17 protein-coding genes, 1 tRNA gene and 1 pseudogene are annotated in these 19054 nt (G+C 68.2%); 5 read left to right on the top strand and 14 right to left on the bottom strand.

Annotation, left to right across the window (positions count from 1 at the left end):
• The 3 genes and pseudogenes from FNM00_RS18025 to FNM00_RS18035 form a co-directional block, all read right to left on the bottom strand.
• A pseudogene (locus FNM00_RS18025) lies at window positions 1-266 on the bottom strand (IS3-like element ISPfr13 family transposase); the annotation flags it as partial.
• 465 nt (window positions 267-731) lie between these two features.
• The gene (locus tag FNM00_RS18030) at window positions 732-971 is read right to left on the bottom strand and encodes a helix-turn-helix transcriptional regulator (RefSeq protein ID WP_143914926.1); all 240 of its coding nucleotides are present in this window, start codon (window positions 969-971) and stop codon (window positions 732-734) included.
• A 195-nt stretch (window positions 972-1166) separates the two neighbouring features.
• Window positions 1167-1242, bottom strand: a tRNA-Thr gene (locus FNM00_RS18035).
• 92 nt (window positions 1243-1334) lie between these two features.
• Between FNM00_RS18035 and FNM00_RS18040 the strand changes: the two genes are divergently transcribed.
• The 3 genes from FNM00_RS18040 to FNM00_RS18050 are packed head-to-tail and all read left to right on the top strand — an operon-like array spanning window position 1335 to window position 4380.
• Window positions 1335-2495, top strand: coding sequence for an amino acid deaminase/aldolase (locus FNM00_RS18040; protein ID WP_143914927.1), 1161 nt, complete (start codon window positions 1335-1337; stop codon window positions 2493-2495).
• Window positions 2492-3772, top strand: a complete 1281-nt coding sequence (locus tag FNM00_RS18045) for a D-arabinono-1,4-lactone oxidase (RefSeq protein WP_143914928.1) — start codon at window positions 2492-2494, stop codon at window positions 3770-3772. The genes FNM00_RS18040 and FNM00_RS18045 overlap by 4 nt, the downstream gene beginning before the upstream one ends.
• A gap of 56 nt (window positions 3773-3828) precedes the next feature.
• Entirely contained in the window at window positions 3829-4380 is a 552-nt protein-coding gene (locus FNM00_RS18050) for a PepSY domain-containing protein (protein ID WP_143914929.1), read from the top strand.
• Window positions 4381-4506: 126 nt separating this feature from the next.
• Here FNM00_RS18050 and FNM00_RS18055 read toward each other — a convergent pair whose 3' ends face one another.
• From FNM00_RS18055 to FNM00_RS18075, 5 genes are all read right to left on the bottom strand, one after another.
• The gene (locus tag FNM00_RS18055; protein ID WP_143914940.1) at window positions 4507-5508 is read right to left on the bottom strand and encodes an inorganic phosphate transporter; all 1002 of its coding nucleotides are present in this window, start codon (window positions 5506-5508) and stop codon (window positions 4507-4509) included.
• 21 nt (window positions 5509-5529) lie between these two features.
• Window positions 5530-6147: a DUF47 domain-containing protein gene (locus FNM00_RS18060; protein WP_143914930.1), complete on the bottom strand. Its 618-nt coding sequence runs from the start codon at window positions 6145-6147 to the stop codon at window positions 5530-5532.
• A 74-nt stretch (window positions 6148-6221) separates the two neighbouring features.
• Entirely contained in the window at window positions 6222-6425 is a 204-nt protein-coding gene (locus tag FNM00_RS18065; RefSeq protein WP_143914931.1) for a hypothetical protein, read from the bottom strand.
• Between the two features lie 17 nt (window positions 6426-6442).
• The gene (gene purL, locus FNM00_RS18070; protein WP_143914932.1) at window positions 6443-8713 is read right to left on the bottom strand and encodes a phosphoribosylformylglycinamidine synthase subunit PurL; all 2271 of its coding nucleotides are present in this window, start codon (window positions 8711-8713) and stop codon (window positions 6443-6445) included.
• A gap of 185 nt (window positions 8714-8898) precedes the next feature.
• Window positions 8899-9453 carry a Uma2 family endonuclease gene (locus tag FNM00_RS18075; protein WP_221933815.1) on the bottom strand — a complete coding sequence of 185 codons (555 nt, stop codon included), beginning with the start codon at window positions 9451-9453 and terminating at the stop codon, window positions 8899-8901.
• Between the two features lie 178 nt (window positions 9454-9631).
• Between FNM00_RS18075 and FNM00_RS18080 the strand changes: the two genes are divergently transcribed.
• Window positions 9632-10387: an MBL fold metallo-hydrolase gene (locus FNM00_RS18080; protein ID WP_143914934.1), complete on the top strand. Its 756-nt coding sequence runs from the start codon at window positions 9632-9634 to the stop codon at window positions 10385-10387.
• A gap of 171 nt (window positions 10388-10558) precedes the next feature.
• Here the strand turns inward: FNM00_RS18080 and FNM00_RS18085 are convergent, their stop codons facing one another.
• The gene (locus tag FNM00_RS18085; RefSeq protein WP_143914935.1) at window positions 10559-12421 is read right to left on the bottom strand and encodes an anthranilate synthase family protein; all 1863 of its coding nucleotides are present in this window, start codon (window positions 12419-12421) and stop codon (window positions 10559-10561) included.
• A gap of 259 nt (window positions 12422-12680) precedes the next feature.
• Here FNM00_RS18085 and FNM00_RS18090 point away from each other — a divergent pair, with 259 nt between their 5' ends.
• Window positions 12681-13871 carry an ArgE/DapE family deacylase gene (locus tag FNM00_RS18090; protein WP_246065232.1) on the top strand — a complete coding sequence of 397 codons (1191 nt, stop codon included), beginning with the start codon at window positions 12681-12683 and terminating at the stop codon, window positions 13869-13871.
• A 94-nt stretch (window positions 13872-13965) separates the two neighbouring features.
• On the opposite strand, the gene FNM00_RS18095 is transcribed toward FNM00_RS18090, so the two are convergent.
• From FNM00_RS18095 to FNM00_RS18115, 5 genes are all read right to left on the bottom strand, one after another.
• The gene (locus FNM00_RS18095; protein WP_185973242.1) at window positions 13966-15534 is read right to left on the bottom strand and encodes a metallophosphoesterase family protein; all 1569 of its coding nucleotides are present in this window, start codon (window positions 15532-15534) and stop codon (window positions 13966-13968) included.
• Entirely contained in the window at window positions 15534-17624 is a 2091-nt protein-coding gene (locus FNM00_RS18100) for a HelD family protein (protein ID WP_143914937.1), read from the bottom strand. The genes FNM00_RS18095 and FNM00_RS18100 overlap by 1 nt, the downstream gene beginning before the upstream one ends.
• A gap of 320 nt (window positions 17625-17944) precedes the next feature.
• A complete protein-coding gene (locus tag FNM00_RS18105) occupies window positions 17945-18187 on the bottom strand; it encodes a hypothetical protein (RefSeq protein WP_143914938.1) in 243 nt (80 codons plus the stop codon).
• Window positions 18188-18296: 109 nt separating this feature from the next.
• The gene (locus FNM00_RS18110) at window positions 18297-18821 is read right to left on the bottom strand and encodes a flavin reductase family protein (RefSeq protein ID WP_143914939.1); all 525 of its coding nucleotides are present in this window, start codon (window positions 18819-18821) and stop codon (window positions 18297-18299) included.
• Window positions 18822-18927: 106 nt separating this feature from the next.
• The gene (locus FNM00_RS18115) at window positions 18928-19044 is read right to left on the bottom strand and encodes a Fe-Mn family superoxide dismutase (RefSeq protein WP_425456814.1); all 117 of its coding nucleotides are present in this window, start codon (window positions 19042-19044) and stop codon (window positions 18928-18930) included.
• Window positions 19045-19054: the final 10 nt, after the last annotated feature.

A 19054-nucleotide genomic window follows, 5' to 3' on the forward strand; every position in this document is an offset into this window, starting at 1 on the left:
CTGCGCAGGACCTCGTTGTCCTCCTCGAGTCGGCGGACCTTGGCCTTGAGGTCCTTGATCTCGGCGAGCTCCTCACTGGTGGCTCCCTGGCGCTGGCCGCCGTCGACCTGGGCCTGGACAACCCAGCGGCGCACCGACTCCTTCCCGACCCCCTCGCGACGCGCGACGGTCTCGGCAGCTGCGGTCAGCGACGGATACTCCGGCAGATGCTCCAGCACCTGGCGCACGCACCGCTCCTTGACCTTCTGATCGATCTTCTTCGGCATGGTCTGCATCCTTCCAACTCACAAGGATGCGGCGGGAAACCTGGGGCGGTTCAACGAGCGCCTGGCGTTTGAGAAAATGATCGACTCGCCCAACGGTGACCTCATACAGCTGGAGCTTCTTGAACGTCGGCAGTACGAGACTGTTCAGCTCACGGCGGTAGAGGTCCTTCGTGCCATCCGCCAGGTCGGGACGATCTCGGATCTCCTCCAACCACGCGTCAGCGAGCTCGGCGACTGTGCTCTCCGAAGAGAACTCCGCCCCGAATCCACTTGCTTTCGCGCGCTGTCCGAGCTTCATACGCAGCGCCTGCTTGGCCGCTCGGGCATTACTTGCAGTTGCCGTAACCTTGCGAACCTCTCCATCCCAGTCGCGATAGCGAGTCAACGCACGCACCGTTCCCGCAGGCGTTCGAGCGATGCCGATGTCGCCGTAGGTGCCGATCTGCAGCCGGTCCCGCCCCGCGCTCATCGCCGGCTCCCCTCGTGGGGTCGAGCAGTCTGGTCGGACTGCTCGAGTTCGGCCAACCAGGCTTCAACCTCAGAGACGCGGTAGCGCAGCTCCCGCCCGATGCGGAATCCGCGAGGCCCGCGGCCGCCATGGCGCAGGTCGTGGATGGTCTGAACCGGAACACCCAGATGCGCCGCCAGTTCAGACGTGGTGAGCACCGGCTCCAGGCCGATGGTGGGACGCGACAGGTCGGTCATGCTGACCATAAGGCGGCATGAACGCGTTGAGCCTGACCACACGAGCTGTCCCAAGCCGTGCCGAGGCGCTGCGAGACCGTCCCGGTAGCGACACCGAGAATCCCGGTGTGGAACACCTGCGCGTCCAATTTTCGTCCAGCTCATCATGTTTCTCTCCCTTGATAGGGACCGAGAACCATCTCTGACCTGCGACTTTGGAGCCCCCGACAGGATTCGAACCCGCGACATCCTTATTACAAGTAAGGCGCTCTACCAACTGAGCTACAGGGGCGTGCGCGACCATCGTAGGGCACACCCCGAGCACGGGGGCACCACTGGTGCCGCCTCCCACGCGTGGACTGTGATCTGGGCGATACTGGACCGATGCCCGACTATGAACGGCTGCTGGCCGCCACCGCCGCCCTCGACACGCCCTATGCGATCGTCGACGAGGAGGCGCTGTGGGCCAACGCGCACGATCTCATCGCGCGGGCCGGCGGTCGCCCCATCCGCCTCGCCACCAAGTCGGTACGCGTGCGGTCGATCATCAAGAACGCCCTGACCCTCGAGGGCATCAGCGGACTGATGACCTACTCGCTGGCCGAGTCGCTCTGGTGGGCCGATCAGGGTGTCGACGACATCCTGCTGGCCTATCCCACAGTCGACCGTCACGCCCTGCTCGAGCTCGCCGCCAAGGACTACCGGCTCGCATCGATCACCCTCATGGTCGACTCGGTCGATCACCTCGACTACATCGACCACGTGCTCGGGCGCGAACATCCGGCCGTCCGGGTCGCCATCGATGTCGACGCCTCCTGGCGGATCGGTGGCGCCCATCTGGGAGTCAGGCGCTCCCCTGTCCACACCAAGCGGCAGGTGCGTCGGCTCGCCCAGGCGATCGTCGACCGTCCCGGCTTCACCTTCGCCGGGTTGATGTTCTACGACGCGCAGATCGCCGGCCTGCCCGATACCTCCCTCGCCGTACGGATCGTCAAGCGGCGCTCGGATGCCGAACTGCGCCGTCGTCGCAAGAAGATCGTCACGGCGATACGCGCCATCACCAGCGTCGGCCTCGTGAACGGCGGAGGGACCGGAAGCCTGCACGTCACGGGCCGCGATCCGGTCGTCACCGAGCTGACCGCCGGGTCCGGACTGTTCACGCCGACGCTGTTCGACCACTATCGCGCATTCACCCCGCGTCCGGCGGCCTTCTTCGCGTTGTCGGTCGTGCGCAAGCCCGCTCGGGAGATCGCGACCTGTTTCAGCGGTGGCTACATCGCCTCGGGCCAGACCGGCCCCACACGCGCGCCTCGGCCCGTGTGGCCCGAGGGCCTCTCGCTGTTGCACTCCGAGGGAGCGGGCGAGGTCCAGACGCCCGTGGAGGGTCGCGCGGCGCGCTCGCTGTCGATCGGGGACCGGGTCGTCTTCCGGCATGCCAAGGCCGGAGAGATGTGCGAGCGATTCGACGAGGTCGCCGTCGTCACCTCCGGGGGACAGGTCGTCCGCACGCCCACCTACCGCGGCGAGGGCAAGAACTTCCGATGACCACCTGGACCAATTGGGGCGGCAACGTGACCGCCTCCCCCGCCCTCATCGCGACTCCCGGCACCACGGACGAGGTCGCCGCGCTCGTGCGGGAGCACACGGCGATCAAGGCGGTCGGCGCCGGCCACTCCTTCACCGATATCGCGGTGACCGACGGCGCGCAGTTGCGACTCGACCGGCTGAACCGGGTGCTCTCCCACGATCCGGCGACCCGACGGGTGCGAGTGCAGGCCGGGATCTCGCTGCACGACCTCAATCCGCAGCTGCAGCGGCGAGGTCTCGCCCTGCCGAATCTCGGCGATGTCGATCCGCAGTCGGTCGCCGGGGCCATCTCCACCGGGACACACGGCACGGGCGGGCGCCTGTTCGGCATCGCCAAGGCCGTCGTGGCACTGCAGCTGGTGACCGGCGACGGCTCGGTGGTCGAGGTCGATGAAGGGCACCCGTGGTTCGACGCCGCTCGCGTGGGGCTCGGTGCGCTGGGCATCGTCACAGAGGTGACCCTCCAGTGCGTGCCCGCGTTCCTGCTGAACGCTCGCGAGGAGCCGATGACGCTCTCGACGGTCCTCGCCGATCTCGACGATCTCGTCGACGGCAACGACCATTTCGAGTTCTACTGGTTCCCGCATACCGAGAAGGCGCTCACCAAGCGCAACAACCGGGTCGGGGACGGCACGCTCCGTGCTCCGCTCTCGCGCTGGAAGCACTGGCTCGACGACGAGTTCCTGTCCAACACGGTCTACGAGCGCATCAACCGGATCGCGGCCGCCAAGCCGGCGCTCATCCCCCGACTGAATGCGATCTCGGGCTCCACGCTCGGCGCCCGCGAATACACCGATCACTCCTACGACGTGTTCGTGTCCCCGCGCACAGTGCGTTTCCGCGAATCGGAGTTCGCGATGCCGCGCGAGGAGGCGCGACAGGTGATCGCGGAGTTGCAGCGATGGTTCGAGCGGCGCGAGCAGTTCATCGGCTTCCCGATCGAGGTGCGGTTCTCCGGCGGCGACGATATCTGGATGTCGACGGGTTACCAACGCGACACCGTCTACGTCGCGGTGCACCAGTATCACCGCAGCGACTACGCCTCCTACTTCGCCGCCGCGCAGGACATCTTCGTCGCCCACGAGGGGCGGCCGCACTGGGGCAAGCTGCACAGCCTCGACGCCGGCTACCTCGCCCAGGTGTATCCGCGCTTCGAGGACTTCCTCGCCGTCCGGGAGCAGGCCGATCCCGAGGGACGCTTCATGAATCCGTATCTCACCCGCGTCCTGGGCTGAACGTCCTTTCAGCGACGTTCAGCCGGGCTTCAGCGCACGCGAGTGAGGCTGGGGCCATGAACATCAAGGACACGCTCTCAGGGAACAAGAAGAAGACCGTCGTCGTGGGCGGGATCGCCGCGGTGCTCGTGCTCGGAGCCGGCGGCGCCGCGATCGCCGGCGTCGCGGGCAACGACAACCTGCGTGGCGGCGACCGCGACCGGGCCGGCGAGGCGGCCCTCGAACACGTCGGCAAGGGCGAGGTGACCGATGCCGAACGCGGGGACGACGACGATGTCGAGGCCTACGAGGTCGAGGTCACGCGCCCCGACGGCAGCGAGGTCGACGTCAAGCTCGACCAGGACTTCACCGTCATCGACAGTGACGACGACCGGGACGACAGCGGGCCCGACGCCGATGACCGGCGGTTGAGCGAGGACGAGCGGACCAAGGCAGCCGAGGCCGCTCGGGCCAAGGTGCCGGGCACGGTGCACGATGTCGAGGCCAGCGACGACCGGATCGGCGACGCCACGGCCGCCTACGAGGTCGAGGTCGTGACCGAGGACGGCATCGACTGGGATGTCTGGCTCGACGACCAGTTCACCGTCATCGACAGCCGCCAGGACTGACCCGGGAGCGGTGATCTACACACCTCTCCCATCGGGGCGCGGTGGATTACACACCTCTCACTCGCGGCGAGGGGTGTGTAAGTCACCGCCCCGGTCGGTGAGAGGTGCGTAGGTCACCGCCTCGGGTCAGGGGAGGAAGATGCGGGCGACGAAGTAGAAGAGCGCGGCGACGGTGGCCGCGGCGGGGATGGTGACGACCCAGGCCACCACGATCCCCTGCGCCACGCCCCAGCGCACCGCGCTGAACCGCTGCGTCGCCCCCGCGCCCATGATCGCCGAGGTGATCGTGTGGGTCGTCGAGACGGGCGCGTGCAGGCCGATCGCCATCACATAGAGCACCGATGCCGCGGTCGCCTCGGCGGCGAAGCCCTTCGGCGGATCGAGCTCGATGATGCGCCGGCCAAGGGTACGCATGATCCGCCAGCCACCCGAGTAGGTGCCCGCCGCGATCGCCGAGGCGGCCGCGACGATCACCCAGAACGGCACGTCATTGCCGTCATGCAGTCCACCGGCCACCAGCGCGAGCACGATGATGCCCATCGTCTTCTGCGCGTCCTGGAGTCCGTGGCCCAGCGCCATGCCGGCCGCCGAGACGGTCTGCGCGAGGCGGAAGCCGCGATTGACACGCGTCGGTCGGGCCTTCCGGAAGACCCACATGATGATGACCATGAGCAGATAGGCGCCGATGAAGCCCACCGCGGGCGACAGCACCATCGGGATGGCCACCTTGCTGATCAGCAGGTCCCAGCTCACCGTCGTCGCCGAGGCGATGCCCGCGCCGACGATGCCGCCGATCAGGGCGTGCGAGGACGACGACGGGATGCCGAAGTACCACGTGATGAGGTTCCAGGTGATCGCGCCGATCAGCGCGGCGAGCACGATCGTCAGCGCATGGGCAGAGCCCTCCCCTTGACCCGGCGCCGTGTCGATCTGGATCAGCTCCTGGATCGTCTGCGCCACGCCGACGCCCAGCCAGGCGCCGACGAAGTTGAGGATGGCCGCCATCGCGAGCGCGACACGCGGCGTGAGCGCACGGGTCGAGACCGAGGTCGCGATCGCATTGGCCGCATCGTGGAAGCCGTTGGTGTAGTCGAACACCAGCGCGATCACCACGACGGTAATCACCATCGCCAGGGTGAGATCCACCGGTCAGGACTCCTTGACGGTGATCTGTTCGATCGTGTTGGCGACCGACTCGAAGGCATCGATCGCCTGCTCCACCGACTCAACGACGTCCTTGAGCTTCAGCACCTGCATCGCCTTGTAGCTGCCGTCGAAGAGGTGCGCCAGGATGCGGCGGTGGTTGCGGTCGCCTTCGTTCTCGAGCCGGTTGATCTCGATCCAGTACTCCTCCAGATCGGTCATCGTCCGCAGGCGCGGCATGGCCTCGGCGGTGAGCTGCGCGGCGCGCTGCAATACCGCGATCTGGGAGGCGAAGGCCTCGGGGAACTCGCTGACTCCGTAGAGCACGATGCTGTCGACCGCCTCGTCCATGTGGTCCATGACGTCGTCGAGGTTGCTGGCGAGGTCGTAGATGTCCTCGCGGTCGAAAGGCGTGATGAAGGTGCTGTTGACGCGCTTGATGATGCGGTGCGTCGTCTCATCGGCCTGGTGCTCGGCCTCACGCATCCGCTCGGCGATATCGCCATTGTCGATATCGGCGTCGAGAACCTGGGCGAGCAGATTCGCGCCGCCCACGAGATGCTCGGCGGCTTCGGTGAAGAGCTCGTAGAAGGTCGTTTCGACCGGTCGGATGCGGAACCGCACGCGGTACTCCTAGAGAGGCGGAAGTTGGCCGCCCACCATGCTAAAGGGCAGGTGCCCAGCGGCACGAGTCGCGGTCATCGTTCGTTCATCTGTTGGTCGTGCGTCACAGGAAGGTCGAGCCCCAGAAGAGCGTCGATCTCGGCCCCGGTCAGCGGCGTGACAGCTCCCGATGCAGCGATCATCAACCGGCTGACGAGGTCGATCTCGGCCAGGACGGCGTCATCGCGCAGACGCTCATCGAGGGGTCCGAGCTCGCCTGCGGGGGGATGCGGCTCCACGGAGCGCAGCGTACCGCTCACCGCGCTTGGGCGTCGATCGTCCCTAGAACCGCCGGGAGCACGACGCTCCAGCGATCGCTGAGATCGGCCACTCCCACCTCGAACTGGCCGTCGACGACGATGCGATCCCCGCCGGTGCGGCCGATGGAGGAGAGCTCGACATCGAAGCGTTCGGCGAGGGAGACGAAGGCCTCGTGGTTCTCCTCGGCGACGACGACGAGCGCGCGACCGGTGGTCTCGCTGAACAGATCCGCGAAGGGATCGTCGAGCTCCAGCGTGACGCCGATGCCGTGACGGAAGGCGGCCTCGGCCACGGCGACCGCGAGTCCGCCATCGGACAGGTCGTGCGCGGACTCGACGATGACCTCCTTGGCGACATGCACCATGAGATCGGCCAGCCGGCGCTCGGCGTCGAGGTCGACCGCCGGGGGTAGTCCTCCGAGGTGACCGTGGACGACATCGGCCCACGTCGATCCCGACAGCTCGTCGGTGGTCGCGCGGCCGACCAGCAGCACGTGCGCGCCGTCGCTGCGGAAGCCCGTGGCGATGCGCTGGCGCACGTCCGCCATCACGCCGAGCACGCCGACGACCGGCGTGGGGAGGATCGGGGTCTCGCCGGTCTGGTTGTAGAACGAGACATTGCCGCCGGTCACCGGGATCCCGAGCTCAGCGCAGGCGTCCTTGAGCCCGTGGGTGGCGCGCTCGAACTGCCACATGACGTCCGGGTCCTCCGGGGAGCCGAAGTTGAGGCAGTCGGTGACGGCGAGCGGCAGAGCGCCGGACATGGCGACATTGCGGTAGGACTCGGCCAACGCCAGTTGGGCGCCCGCGTAGGGGTCGAGCTTGGCGAAGCGACCGTTGCAGTCGGTCGAGATCGCGACCCCGAGGCCGGTCTCGTCGTCGATGCGGATCATGCCGGCATCGTCGGGCTCGCCGAGCACCGTGTTGCCGAGGACGTAGCGGTCGTACTGCTTGGTGACCCAGCTCTTGTCCGCGATATTCGGGCTGGTCAGCACCTGCTCGAACTGCTCGCGCAGCTCCTCACCCGTGGCCGGGCGCGGGAGTCGCTCGGCGGCATCGGCCTGCAGGTCGTCCTGCCAGGAGGGACGCGCGTAGGGGCGTTCGTAGACGGGGCCGTCGTGCGCGACGGAGCGCGGGGGGACGTCGACGACGGTCTCGCCGTGCCAGTCGATGACGAGGTGGTCGCCATCGGTGACCTCGCCGACGACGACGGCCTCGACATCCCACTTGTCGCAGATGTCCATGAAGCCCGCGAGATGCTCGGGCTCTACGACCGCCATCATGCGCTCCTGGCTCTCGCTCATGAGGATCTCCTCGGGCGAGAGCGTGGAGTCGCGCAGCGGGACGTGGCTGAGCTCGACGTGCATGCCGCCGTCTCCGGCGCTCGCGAGCTCGCTCGTGGCGCAGGACAGTCCGGCGCCGCCGAGATCCTGGATTCCGTTGACCACGCCGGCGGCGAAGAGCTCGAGGGTGCACTCGATGAGCAGCTTCTCCATGAACGGGTCGCCGACCTGGACGGCGGGGCGCCTGCTGGGGCCCTCCGCGTCGAAGGTCTCCGAGGCCAGGACGCTCACGCCGCCGATCCCGTCGCCGCCGGTGCGGGCGCCGTAGAGCACGACCTTGTTGCCGGTGCCGGTGGCGTGGGCGAGGTGGAGGTCCTCGTGGCGCAGCACGCCGACGCACAGCGCGTTGACGAGCGGGTTGCCGACGTAGGTCTCGTCGAAGACCACCTCACCGCCGATATTGGGCAGGCCGAGGCAGTTGCCGTAGCCGCCGACGCCGGCCACGATGCCGGGCAGCACGCGGGCGGTGTCGGGGGCGTCGAGGGGGCCGAAGCGCAGCGGATCCATGACCGCGACGGGCCGGGCACCCATCGCGAGGATGTCGCGCACGATGCCGCCGATGCCGGTCGCGGCGCCCTGGTACGGCTCGATGTAACTGGGGTGGTTGTGCGACTCGACCTTGAAGGTGACGGCATACCCTTGGCCGATGTCGATGACTCCGGCGTTCTCGCCGATACCGGCGAGGGTCTTGCCCAGCGGCGTCTCCTGCGGCAGCTCGCCGAACTTGCGCAGGTGCACCTTGCTGGACTTGTAGGAGCAGTGCTCGCTCCACATCACCGAGTACATGGCGAGCTCGGCACCGGTGGGGCGGCGGCCGAGGATCTCACGGATGCGCTCGTACTCGTCCGGTTTGAGGCCCAGTTCGGCCCAGGGCTGCTCGTGGTCAGGGGTGGAGGAGGCGTGCTCGACGGTATCCAGCGTCACGATCCCAGCCTACTGGTGTCGCTCGGCCCGCCCAGCCGGCACTCGCCTCCCCGCCAGGAGCGGTGAGTTACGCACCCATCCGGGGCGCGGACAGGTGCGTAAACCACCGCCCCCGGGTACGAGAGGTGCGTAGCCCATCGCCCTCTGCCACGTAGCGACATCGGCGGGCCAGGCGGGCACTCGTGTCAGTCGATCAGCTCGGAGGGCACCAGGCTCAGGGCGAGAGGTTCTACGACCTCGAACCGCTCGGCGCCGGCGGCCCGGGCCACCTCGGCGTACTCGCCGTCGATGAGCGTCCAGGCCGTCACCGACGGCACGTCGGGATCGACCACCCAGTAGTGGGCACAGCCGGCGCGCTGTAGCCGCTCCTTCTTCAACAGCAGATCGATATTGCGCGTCGACGGCGACAACACCTCCACCGCCAGCAGCGGCGCGGCCGGGAGATCCCGCTCAGTGAAGGCCGCGCGGGGCGCGACCAGGAGGTCCGGTTGGATGACCGTGTCCTCAGCGAGCACCACATCGAGAGGGGCGAACAACACCTCGTGATCCTCGGGCATCACCCGGTCCAACGCGAAGAGCAGCTCTCGAAGTACCCGTTGGTGCACCGGACGCGGTGCCGGGCTCACCAGGAGCACCCCATCGATGAGCTCGTAGCGGTGCCCATCATCGGGCATCGCGTCCAGATCCTCGCGGGTCAGCGCCCTGCCGCGTGGCAGGCCGAGCACCTCTGGAACAGCCATGGCAGTCATCGTAGTTCGCTCCTTTCCCCATGACCATCATCGAAACGGACTCCGGGCCTGGCCACCAGGCCCTCAGCGAAAGCTGTGGACAGCCGCGGCGTCCCCGGAGCCTGTGGACAGCTCTCGGGTGATTCGGCCGATCGGCCCCGGAGTCGGCTCCGAGCTGCGACGATGAGACATGGATGTCGAACTGCTGACCGCTGCGCTCATGGAGCCCGCCCTCGGTCCGGCGGTGCCCGCGCAGGTGCTGCTGTGTGACACCGGGAAGGGTCTCGTGCTGATCGACACCGGCTTCGGCCTCGCCGATCTGGCCGACCCGGCTGCCCGGCTCGGACCGATCCGGCACCTGCTCCGGCCTCGTGTCGACCCGTCCCTCACCGTCGTCGAGCAGCTGCGTCGGCGCGGCATCGAGGCAGGGGCGGTGACCGATATCGTCCTCACGCATCTCGACCTGGACCATATGGGCGGCGTGGACGACTTCCCGGAGGCTCGGGTGCATACGACCGCCGACGAGTACTCCGCGGCGGTCACCGATCCCGACCCGCTCGATCGGATGCGGTACCGGAAAAGCCAGCTCGCGACACTCCCCCGGCCGGTCCTCCACACCGGTCGCGGCGACGTCTGGGAGTTCGGCTTCACCGGCCACGAGGTGCTGCCCGGGGTGATGCTGGTGCCGATGCCGGGACACTCACGTGGCCACGCCGCGGTGGCGGTGGCGCAGGACGACCGGTGGATCCTGCACGCCGGCGACGCGCTCTTCGACGCGAGCGTCCTCGATCCGGCGCTGCCGCGGCGCGGCACGCTGCGGGCCTTCGAGCGTTCCGTCGGCCGCGATCAGCGGGCGATCTCGCGCAACCACCGGCTGCTCTCCGAGCTACACCTGCTCCCGCAGGTCACCGTCGTCCTCGCCCACGACGACCGCACGACCCTCTGACCTCGGCCCGGTTCCGTGGGCGGGACATCGGGGACGCAGGATGTGATTTCGTGGTCGTCCTGGAAACCACAGACTCACATCCTGCGTCCCCGGTAGCCCAACTGACACGGGCGGTGAGTTATCCCTGACTTCAGGCGCTCAGGTACGGGATACCTCACCGCCCACCGGAGGTCAGGCGGGGAGGAGCTCGTTCACGACATCGCGCAGCAGCTCGTAGCCGCGCTGGGTCAGGATCGACTCGGCATGGAACTGGATGCCCCGGTAGTGCGGCCCGGAGACGAGATGGACGTCGCCGTTGTCATCGGTCTCGACGCCGACCCCCTCGGGCAACCCGGTCTCGGGCACCCGCGCGACGAAGGTGTTGTAGAACCCCACCGTCTCGGTCCGGCCGAGCACGTCTAGCCGGCTCTGCGTGCCCTGAAAGACGATGTCCTTGAAGGTGAGATCCAGGCCCAGCTGGTGGCAGAGCGTCTGGTGACCCAGGCACACGCCCAGGAACGGCCGGCCGGAGGCGAGCAGCCGGTCCACGGCCCCCCTCAGCACCCGCATCTTGGGCTCGTCGGCACGAGGATCGCCCGGCCCGGGCCCGACGACGACGAGGTCGTAGCCGTCGAGGTCCCCCTCGGCGTACTCGTCGTGACGCACGATATCGGTGGACATCCCGAGGACGCCGAACACGTGGGAGAGCATGTTGACGAAGTCGTCCTCGCCGTCGAGGATCACGACCCGCTTGCCGACCAGATGCGGTTCCGGCTCGGTGCCGGACTGGTCGCTGAGCCAGAACTGGCTGAGTCGCTGGTTGCGCGAGCCGAGGGCGATGAGCACATCGTCCTCGCGGGTGAACGCGTCGAATCCCTCGGCGGCGGGCGGTGCTGCGTCCACGAGCCCGAAGGCGCTGAGGATGCCGGCGGCCTTGGCCCAGGTCTCGGCGGTCTCATAGGCGGCATCGGAATCACGGACGAGGGTCGCGCCGGCGCTGACCTTGAGGCGGCCGTCGAGGTCGACATCCGCGGTGCGGATGAGGATGGGCGCGTCGGCCTTCTGCCGGCCCTCGGCGTCGCGCCCGACCAGTGCGGCGATCGAGGCGTAGTAGCCGCGCCCCTCCGGCTCGTACTGCGCAATGAGCCGGCAGGCGTTCTCCACCGGGCTGCCGGTGACCGTGGCGGCGAACATCGAGTCACGCAACACGTCACGCACGTCGCGATCGGTGCGGCCGGCGAGCAGATACTCGGTGTGCACGAGGTGGCTCATCGGCTTGAGATAGGGACCGAGAACGAGTCCGCCCTCATGGCAGATGTCGCACATCATCTTGAGCTCCTCGTCGACGACCATGAAGAGCTCGTAGATCTCCTTCTCGTCGGAGAGGAAGCGCAGCAGCTCGCGCTTGCGGTCGGCGTGGGTCTCGAGGCCGCGCATGCGGAAGGTCCCCGAGATGGGGTTCATGCGCACCTGGCCGGCGTCGAGGCTGACATGGCGCTCGGGGCTGGCCCCGATGAGATAGCGGTCGCCGGTGAAGATGAGGAAAGTCCAGAAGGCTCCGCGCTCGCGTTCGAGCAGGCGGCGCAGCACGGTCAGCGCGCGCTCGTGGCCCCAGTCCGCGACCTGCGCGCGGTAGTGGCGGCCGATGACGAGATTGGCTCCCTCCCCCACGCCGATCTCGCCGTCGATGATCTGCCGGACCGTCTCGGCGTAGTCATCGTCACTGGTGTCGAAGCCGCCGCGGTCGACGAACTCGATTGGCGCATCGGGCAGTTGGTCGAGCACCTCGGCCAGGGGCAGCTCGGCGAGCAGGTCGGCGCGGATGACCGACAGCGGCGTGCCGTCCTGGTGCGCGGCGAATCCACGCTCACGGACCTGGGCATAGGGCACGAGCACGAGGTGGTCCCATCGCTCCTCGGCGCCCTCGACGATCGGGATGTCCGCCAGGCTCTCGATATCGGTGCGGGGACCGCCGATGAGCGTGACGGTATCGGCCTCGCGCCCCCGGATGAGAGCGAAGGCCGGCTGGGAGAGCAGATCGTCGAGCAGGGTCATGGTCTTCCTACATGTGGTGGCCGTGGACGACGAACGCCCAGTACCGGCCTACGGCGGACTGGGCGTTGAGACAACGGGACGACAGGCCACCTACGGGCGGCGCCACCAGGTGCGAGTCGTCATGGGCAGCAGCGTAGCGCACACCCACTCGGTCCCCCTTGCGGCGGTAGACCATCAACCCCTCCTCTCGGGAGCGGTGACCTACGGAGGTCGATGGCAGGTGTGGAGGGGCATCGAGGACGGATGCCACACTGATCGCGTGGAGATCGACGAGGACACGTTGCGCGATGACCTGGCCACCCTCGTGGGCTTCGGCGCGATCGGCGGCTCGGAGGCCGAGGTGGCCATCCAGCACTGGTGCGCCGAGCGCCTCACCTCGCTGGGCCTCGAGGTCGACCACTGGCACGCCGATCTCGAGGAGCTGCGCGCCGATCCGGACTACCCCGGCGAGGAGGTCGAGCGCGAGGAGATGTGGGGCTGTGTCGCCGCCACCTCCTCCGATCGGCCCGCGCTGATCCTGGCCGGACACGTCGATGTCGTGCCGATCGGCGAGGTCGGCCTGTGGGAGTCCGATCCGTTCACCCTCACCATCCGCGACGGCCGCTGGCGTGGACGCGGCACCTGCGACATGCTCGGCGGGGTCGCGGCGATCTTCGCCGCGGCACGCGCCATCGACCATCGCTCCCTCGCCCGGCCGTTCGCGATCCACACCGTCGTCGCCGAGGAAGACGGCGGACTCGGCACCTTCGACACCCTGCGCCGCGGCCACACGGGCGATGCCTGCCTCATCGCGGAGCCGACGGCGGGCCGGGTGGTGGCCGCCAATGCGGGCTCGCTGACCTTCCGGCTCGAGATCCGCGGTGCGGCGACCCACGGTTCGATGCGCCGCGACGGCGTCTCCGCGATCGGACTGCTGCCGCGTGTGCTCGCCGCCATCGACGAGCTCGAGACCCGACGCAATGCCGATGTCCCGACGCTGTTCGGGCCCTTGCCGTTCCCGATCTCGGTGGGCATCCTCAACGCCGGCGACTGGGCGAGCACGGTCCCCGACCGGCTCGTCGCCGAAGGGCGCTACGGGGTGCGACCCGGTGAGAGCTTCGCCGATGCGGAGGCGGCGTTCGAGCATCACATCGGGCAGTTGTGTGCACAGGATCCGTGGCTGCGGGAGAACCCGATCGACGTGAGCTGGCCCGGGGGTCGCTTCGCGGCGGGCATGACCGATCCGGATCACCACTTCGTGCGGCAGGTGGGTGAGCTGACCGGGGCGGGGGCCGCGGGTGCTCCCTACGGCTCCGACCTGCGGCTGTACGTGGGAGCGGAGATCCCGACCGTGCAGTACGGGCCCGGGGCAATCGCCGATGCCCACGCCGTGGACGAATCCGTGCCGATCGACGACGTCGTGCACTGCGCCGAGGTCTATCGCGATCTCATCCTCGCCCGTTGCACCTGATCCTCGCCCCGCCGGGCAACTTTTGCCGGGTTGTTGCCCTTTTCAGCCATCGGAGAGGGCCACAACCCGGCAAAAGTCGAGCCTTGCGCCGGAGTCACTCTCCTGCGGAAGTGGCGTCGTCGTCACCCGGCAGGGGTGAGAGCTCGAGCTCGGTGTAGTCGCCGACGTCGATGATGCGGCCGGGCTGGAAGGTGATGATCTGCAGACCGACCGGGCGTCCGTCGTCGAAGGTGACGAGCGTGACCTGGGCGTCACGGCGGAGCTTGCTGCCCAGCGCGAAGGCGTACACCGCGCCGCCGGTCGAGGCCGTCGTGAGGGCCGTGGTGATGCCCTCCTCGCCCTCGGTCACGTCCGGGCCGACCTGCCGGTGCAGATGCCCCGAGAGCACGAGGTCGGCGCACCCGCGGTCGATCGTCTCGCGAGCGGAGGCCGAGCTGTGCACCATCATCACGCCGATGCGCTCCTCGGCATCACAGGCGATCTCGGCCAGCTCGGCGTCCTGGGCGCCGATCGCGTCGATATTGTCGTCCTCGTTGCCGGTGTACCCGGCGGTGAGGCCCGAGCTGCGGGGGTCGCTGTCACCGAGGATCGAGATGCCCTCGACCTCCTCGACACCGCCGTCGAGCACGGTGAAGCCGACGCGTTCCATCTCCTCGCGGATGAACGGCCCCTGGTCGTGATTGCCGGCGACCGCGTACACGGGAATATCGGAGAAGGCCGCCGCGAGCGACTGGATGCTGAAGTCCTCCCACGAGGCGCCATTGGAGGTGTCGTCGCCGAGATCCATGACGAAGGAGATGTCGGCGCGATCGCCGACGGCCTTGGCGACCTGATCCATGGTGATGTTGTTGTGCCGGTCCGTGACCACCAGGGCGGTGATCTCGTCGCCCTCGGGGGCGCGGATGCCGTCGACATCCCTCACGTCGTCTGCGAGCTTGCCGTAGAAGTCGACGGACTCGGAGTAGGTGGCGATGGCGCCGTCGAGCAACGCCTTGCTGCCCGCCACCGCAGCCCCCTTGGACACCTCGACGTCCTGTAGGGCACTGAGGTCGGCGGGGATGTCGCCGAGCTCGGGGAACTCGGTAGTGATCGGCACCCAGGCCACCGTGCGCGTGTCATCGGAGCGATGTGGAAGCGCCACCCACAGCGAGGCGATGAGCACGATGGTCAGCGTGCCACCGACGAGGGCCGTGTGGCGGCCGGGCGGCCACGCGCTCGTCAGCTGCGCGCGCCGGGCGGGGCCGAGCAGACGCCAGACCGCGACGATCACCACCATGGTGGCCAGCCCGGCGGCCACGCCACGGATGGCCGAGGTGAGGGCGACATCCTGCAGGACCGCGGTGACCTTGGCGATCTCGCCTTCGGGGGCCGCCGCGATCGCGGCGTCCTGCGCCAGGATCTGCTCGAAATTTGTGATGGGGCTGTCGCGCAGCACGATATCCGCGCCGATGCCGAGCGGAGCGTCGGTGCTGATCCGGAACTCGGGAAGCAGCGGACCGGCCTGCACGGTGGCAAGGCCGTCGAGGTTGCCGTTGACGGTCGCATTGTGCGCGCCGATGGTCACCGTGCGTTCGGTGTGCAGGAAGGAGGCGGTAGTGACCCACACCCCCACCACGAGTCCTGCGAGCACCAGACCGACGATCGCGAGCACGCGACGGGTCATCACACCTCCTGTAGCCATCGTTGTGTCGTGCCGACCGTGGCCAGCCGGGACGTCGCCCTCGTCAGCACGACGTAGAGCGTGCGCCAGCCGGCAGCCGACTCCGCGACGATAGCGTCAGGTTCGGACACCAGCACGCCGTCGAACTCCAGCCCCTTGGTGGCCAGGCCGTCGAGGACCCGCACCCGGTCCGGCGCGACATCGGCCAGCGAACGCCGCCAGTGCTCCACGTCACGTTGCGCGGCGACGACCGCGACGGTGCCCTCGATCTGGTCGAGCAACCAGTCGAGCAGTTCGCGAGAGCGCTCCTCGACCCGGTCGGTCACCTCGTGACGTGGCTCGACATCGGTGCGCCGAACCGCCTCGGCGAGATCGGGATCGTCGATCGTGCGCTGCGCCACGCGGGCGGCGAGGTCGTAGATCTCCGCGGAGTTGCGGTAGTTCTTCGACAGCCGAAAGTGGTGCAGGGGTTTGTTGCCGATCGCCGCGTCGCGGGCGGCGATGGTCTCGTGCGGCCTCGGCCATGACGACTGTGCCGCGTCGCCGACGATGGTCCAGCTCGCCAGGCGTGCCCGACGACCGAGCATCCGCCACTGCATCGGCGAGAGATCCTGCGCTTCGTCGACGAGGAGATGGGCGTAGCTGTCGTCCTCGATGCTGGAGGTGGTACGGAGTCGTTCCTCGGCCTCGTCACGCTCCCGGCGCTCGAAGCTCATCAGCTGCTTGGGCAGGCCCGCATCGAGATCGATCTCGGGCGGCACCTCGCCGAGCAGATGACGGAGCTCGTCGATGAGGGGGACGTCCTCGATGCGGGGAGCATCCGGGGACCAGGTGTCGCGCACGACGGCCATCTCCTCCGCGGTGAGCACGTCGCCAGCCAGCTCGGCGATGCGCTGCGGCAGGGTCCGCCAGGCCTCGACGGCGTCGACCTCGGGCCACCACGACTCGACGAAGTCGACGAAACGGTGATCGCCGAGCAGCTCCTCGATGAAGGCGTCCTCACCCTTCTCCAGGGCGCGCTCGGCGGTGACCTGGGACCAGAGCGCGGCGAGCAGCGCCGCCGGCACCTGCCGGAAGACCTGGTTGCGCGATCCTCGGGAGAGCAGCCGACGGCCGATCCGGCGCAGATCGCGATTGCTGAGATGCAGGCGTTGATCGCGATAGAACCCGGTGTACTCGCGGGGGGCTCCGGGCATCGGCGAGCGAGCCAGGCGCCGCAGGAGGGTCGCCATCTGCTCGGAGCCCTTCACCGCCGCCGCGGCGGGGACGTCGTGTTCGGAGGCGCGGATGCCGTCGACCACGTCGCCGATGGCCCGCAAGGTCACCGCGGTCTCGCCGAGGCTCGGCAGCACGCGGTCGATGTAGTTCATGAAGACCGAGGACGGCCCCACGACGAGCACGCCACCGGTCTCGAAGCGACGACGGTCGGTGTAGAGCAGGTAGGCCGCCCGGTGCAGTGCGACGACGGTCTTGCCGGTGCCGGGCCCGCCGGTGATGATCGTGGCGCCGCGGCTGGGGGCGCGGATCGCCTCGTCCTGCTCGGCCTGGATGGTGGCGACGACCGAGTGCATCTGGTCGTCGCGTGCACGGCTGAGGCTCGCGAGCAGCGCGCCCTCGCCGATGACGACCATGTCGCCGGGGGCGTTGTCGGCATCGAGCAGATCGTCCTCGACGCCGATGACGCGATCGGCGCGCGAACGAAGGACACGACGACGCACGACACCATGGGGCTGCTGGGCCGTGGCGCGGTAGAAGGCCGAGGCGGCCGGTGCTCGCCAGTCCATCAGGAGGATCTCGCGGTCCTCGTCGCGCACACCGATACGACCGATGTAACGACGGCCGCCGTCGAGGAGGTCGAGACGTCCGAAGACGAGTCCCTCGTGGGCGGCGTCGAGGGAGGCGAGTCGTCGGTTGGCCTGATAGACCATCGCATCGCGTTCGACGAGTCCGCCTTCATGGCCGATGTGACCGCGTGCCATCCCCTCGGCGACCAGGGACCGGGCGGTCACTGCCGAGGCGTCGAGCCGCTGGTAGACGACATCGACATAGGCCTGCTCGGCGGCGATCTCCGCGCGCTCTTCTGCCTCGGTCAACCGGACTCCTCCACGACTCGCACCGAACGCTCGATTCTAGCGAGCGCCGCGAAAGGGGTGCCGGCCTACTCGGTCACTCCGGATCCAGGCCCCGGGGCGCTCTCACGACACATCCCGCGGATCTCAGCGAGTGCCGTCCTGAACTCAACGCGCATCGTCTGTGTGAGCAGTAAGCACGTCAGCACGGCGTTCACCGCAAGGCTGATGAGCACGATCGCGATCAGCGCCCATATCTGTGCCTCTGTCGTCACGGTAATCACCGACGACGGCATCTGTAGTCGACCATCGATCGATGGTAACGGAGTCCGGCGGGATGCCGATCACTCGGGACGATGGAAGACGCGCTTCATCAATGCCTGGACATCGCGGTCCAGATAGTCCAGGCGCTCGTTCACCGCCGTGAACCGAACGACCATCTCGCTCCGCAGGCCGCCCATCTCGCTCCGCAGGCCCCCGATCTCCGCTCGTATCACCCGGATGAACACTGTACTCACCAGGCCGATGATCGCCACGAACGTCGTGAGCACACCCACGATCAACGTCCATGTCTGCGCATCCGTCATCGACAACACCTCTTCAGTATCGCTGAGAGATTCCGAGGATGCGAGGAACCGGAGACAAACGGGCGAACCTTCCACAGACCTGTGGACAACCAGGCCGGCGGGGAAGAACTCAGCTCGCCATCGCCGACGACGGACACGGGAGCCCGCCCAGCACGCCGAAATCGCGATTCCACCGCAGGAGGGGTGTGCCGCCCTCGGTGACGACGCCACGCACGACATTTCCCACCACCAGCAGTTGATCGTGTACGGGCATCGTGGAGTCGGTGTCGCACCAGAAGGTGGCCAGGGCGTCGGGGAGCCAGAGCGGACCCTCGGGCGACGAGTCCGCGCCGGCCACTTCGAGGGCGTTCAGTCGTTCGTCGCGGGTGCCCGGCTCCGACAGACGGCGCGCCAACGGCAGGTGATGTGCTCCGAGCAACGATATCGCCCACGTGGACCCGGCGACGATGGCCGACAGGGCGTCGCGGTGCCGGCCGACGGAGATCGCCACCGTGAACGGGTCCACCGAGACCGTGAGCATCGGCGCGGCGATGAAGAAGCGATCGTCGTCGCCTCGGACGGTGACGAGGGTGACGCCGCTGCCGTACCGGGCGAAACCGTCGTACAGCGATGCGTCGAGAGAACGAGGAGGCATGAGGACGTCACTCAATTCTGGTCGAGCAGAGCCGGTTACCGAGGTCCTGCGTTCGCGTTGAGTGTGGGGCACCTCCCCACACTCAACGCGAACGCGGGTCTTGGGGTTAGAAGATGATCTGTCCGCCGGTGGTGGCGGCGGTGAATCGTTCTTGGGCGTCGGCCCAGTTGGCGATATTCCAGAAGGCCTTGACGTAGTCGCCCTTGACGTTGAGGTAGTCCAGGTAGAAGGCG

It is taken from the genome of Aeromicrobium piscarium (assembly GCF_007421815.1).
GTDB classification, from domain to species: Bacteria; Actinomycetota; Actinomycetes; order Propionibacteriales; family Nocardioidaceae; genus Aeromicrobium; species Aeromicrobium piscarium.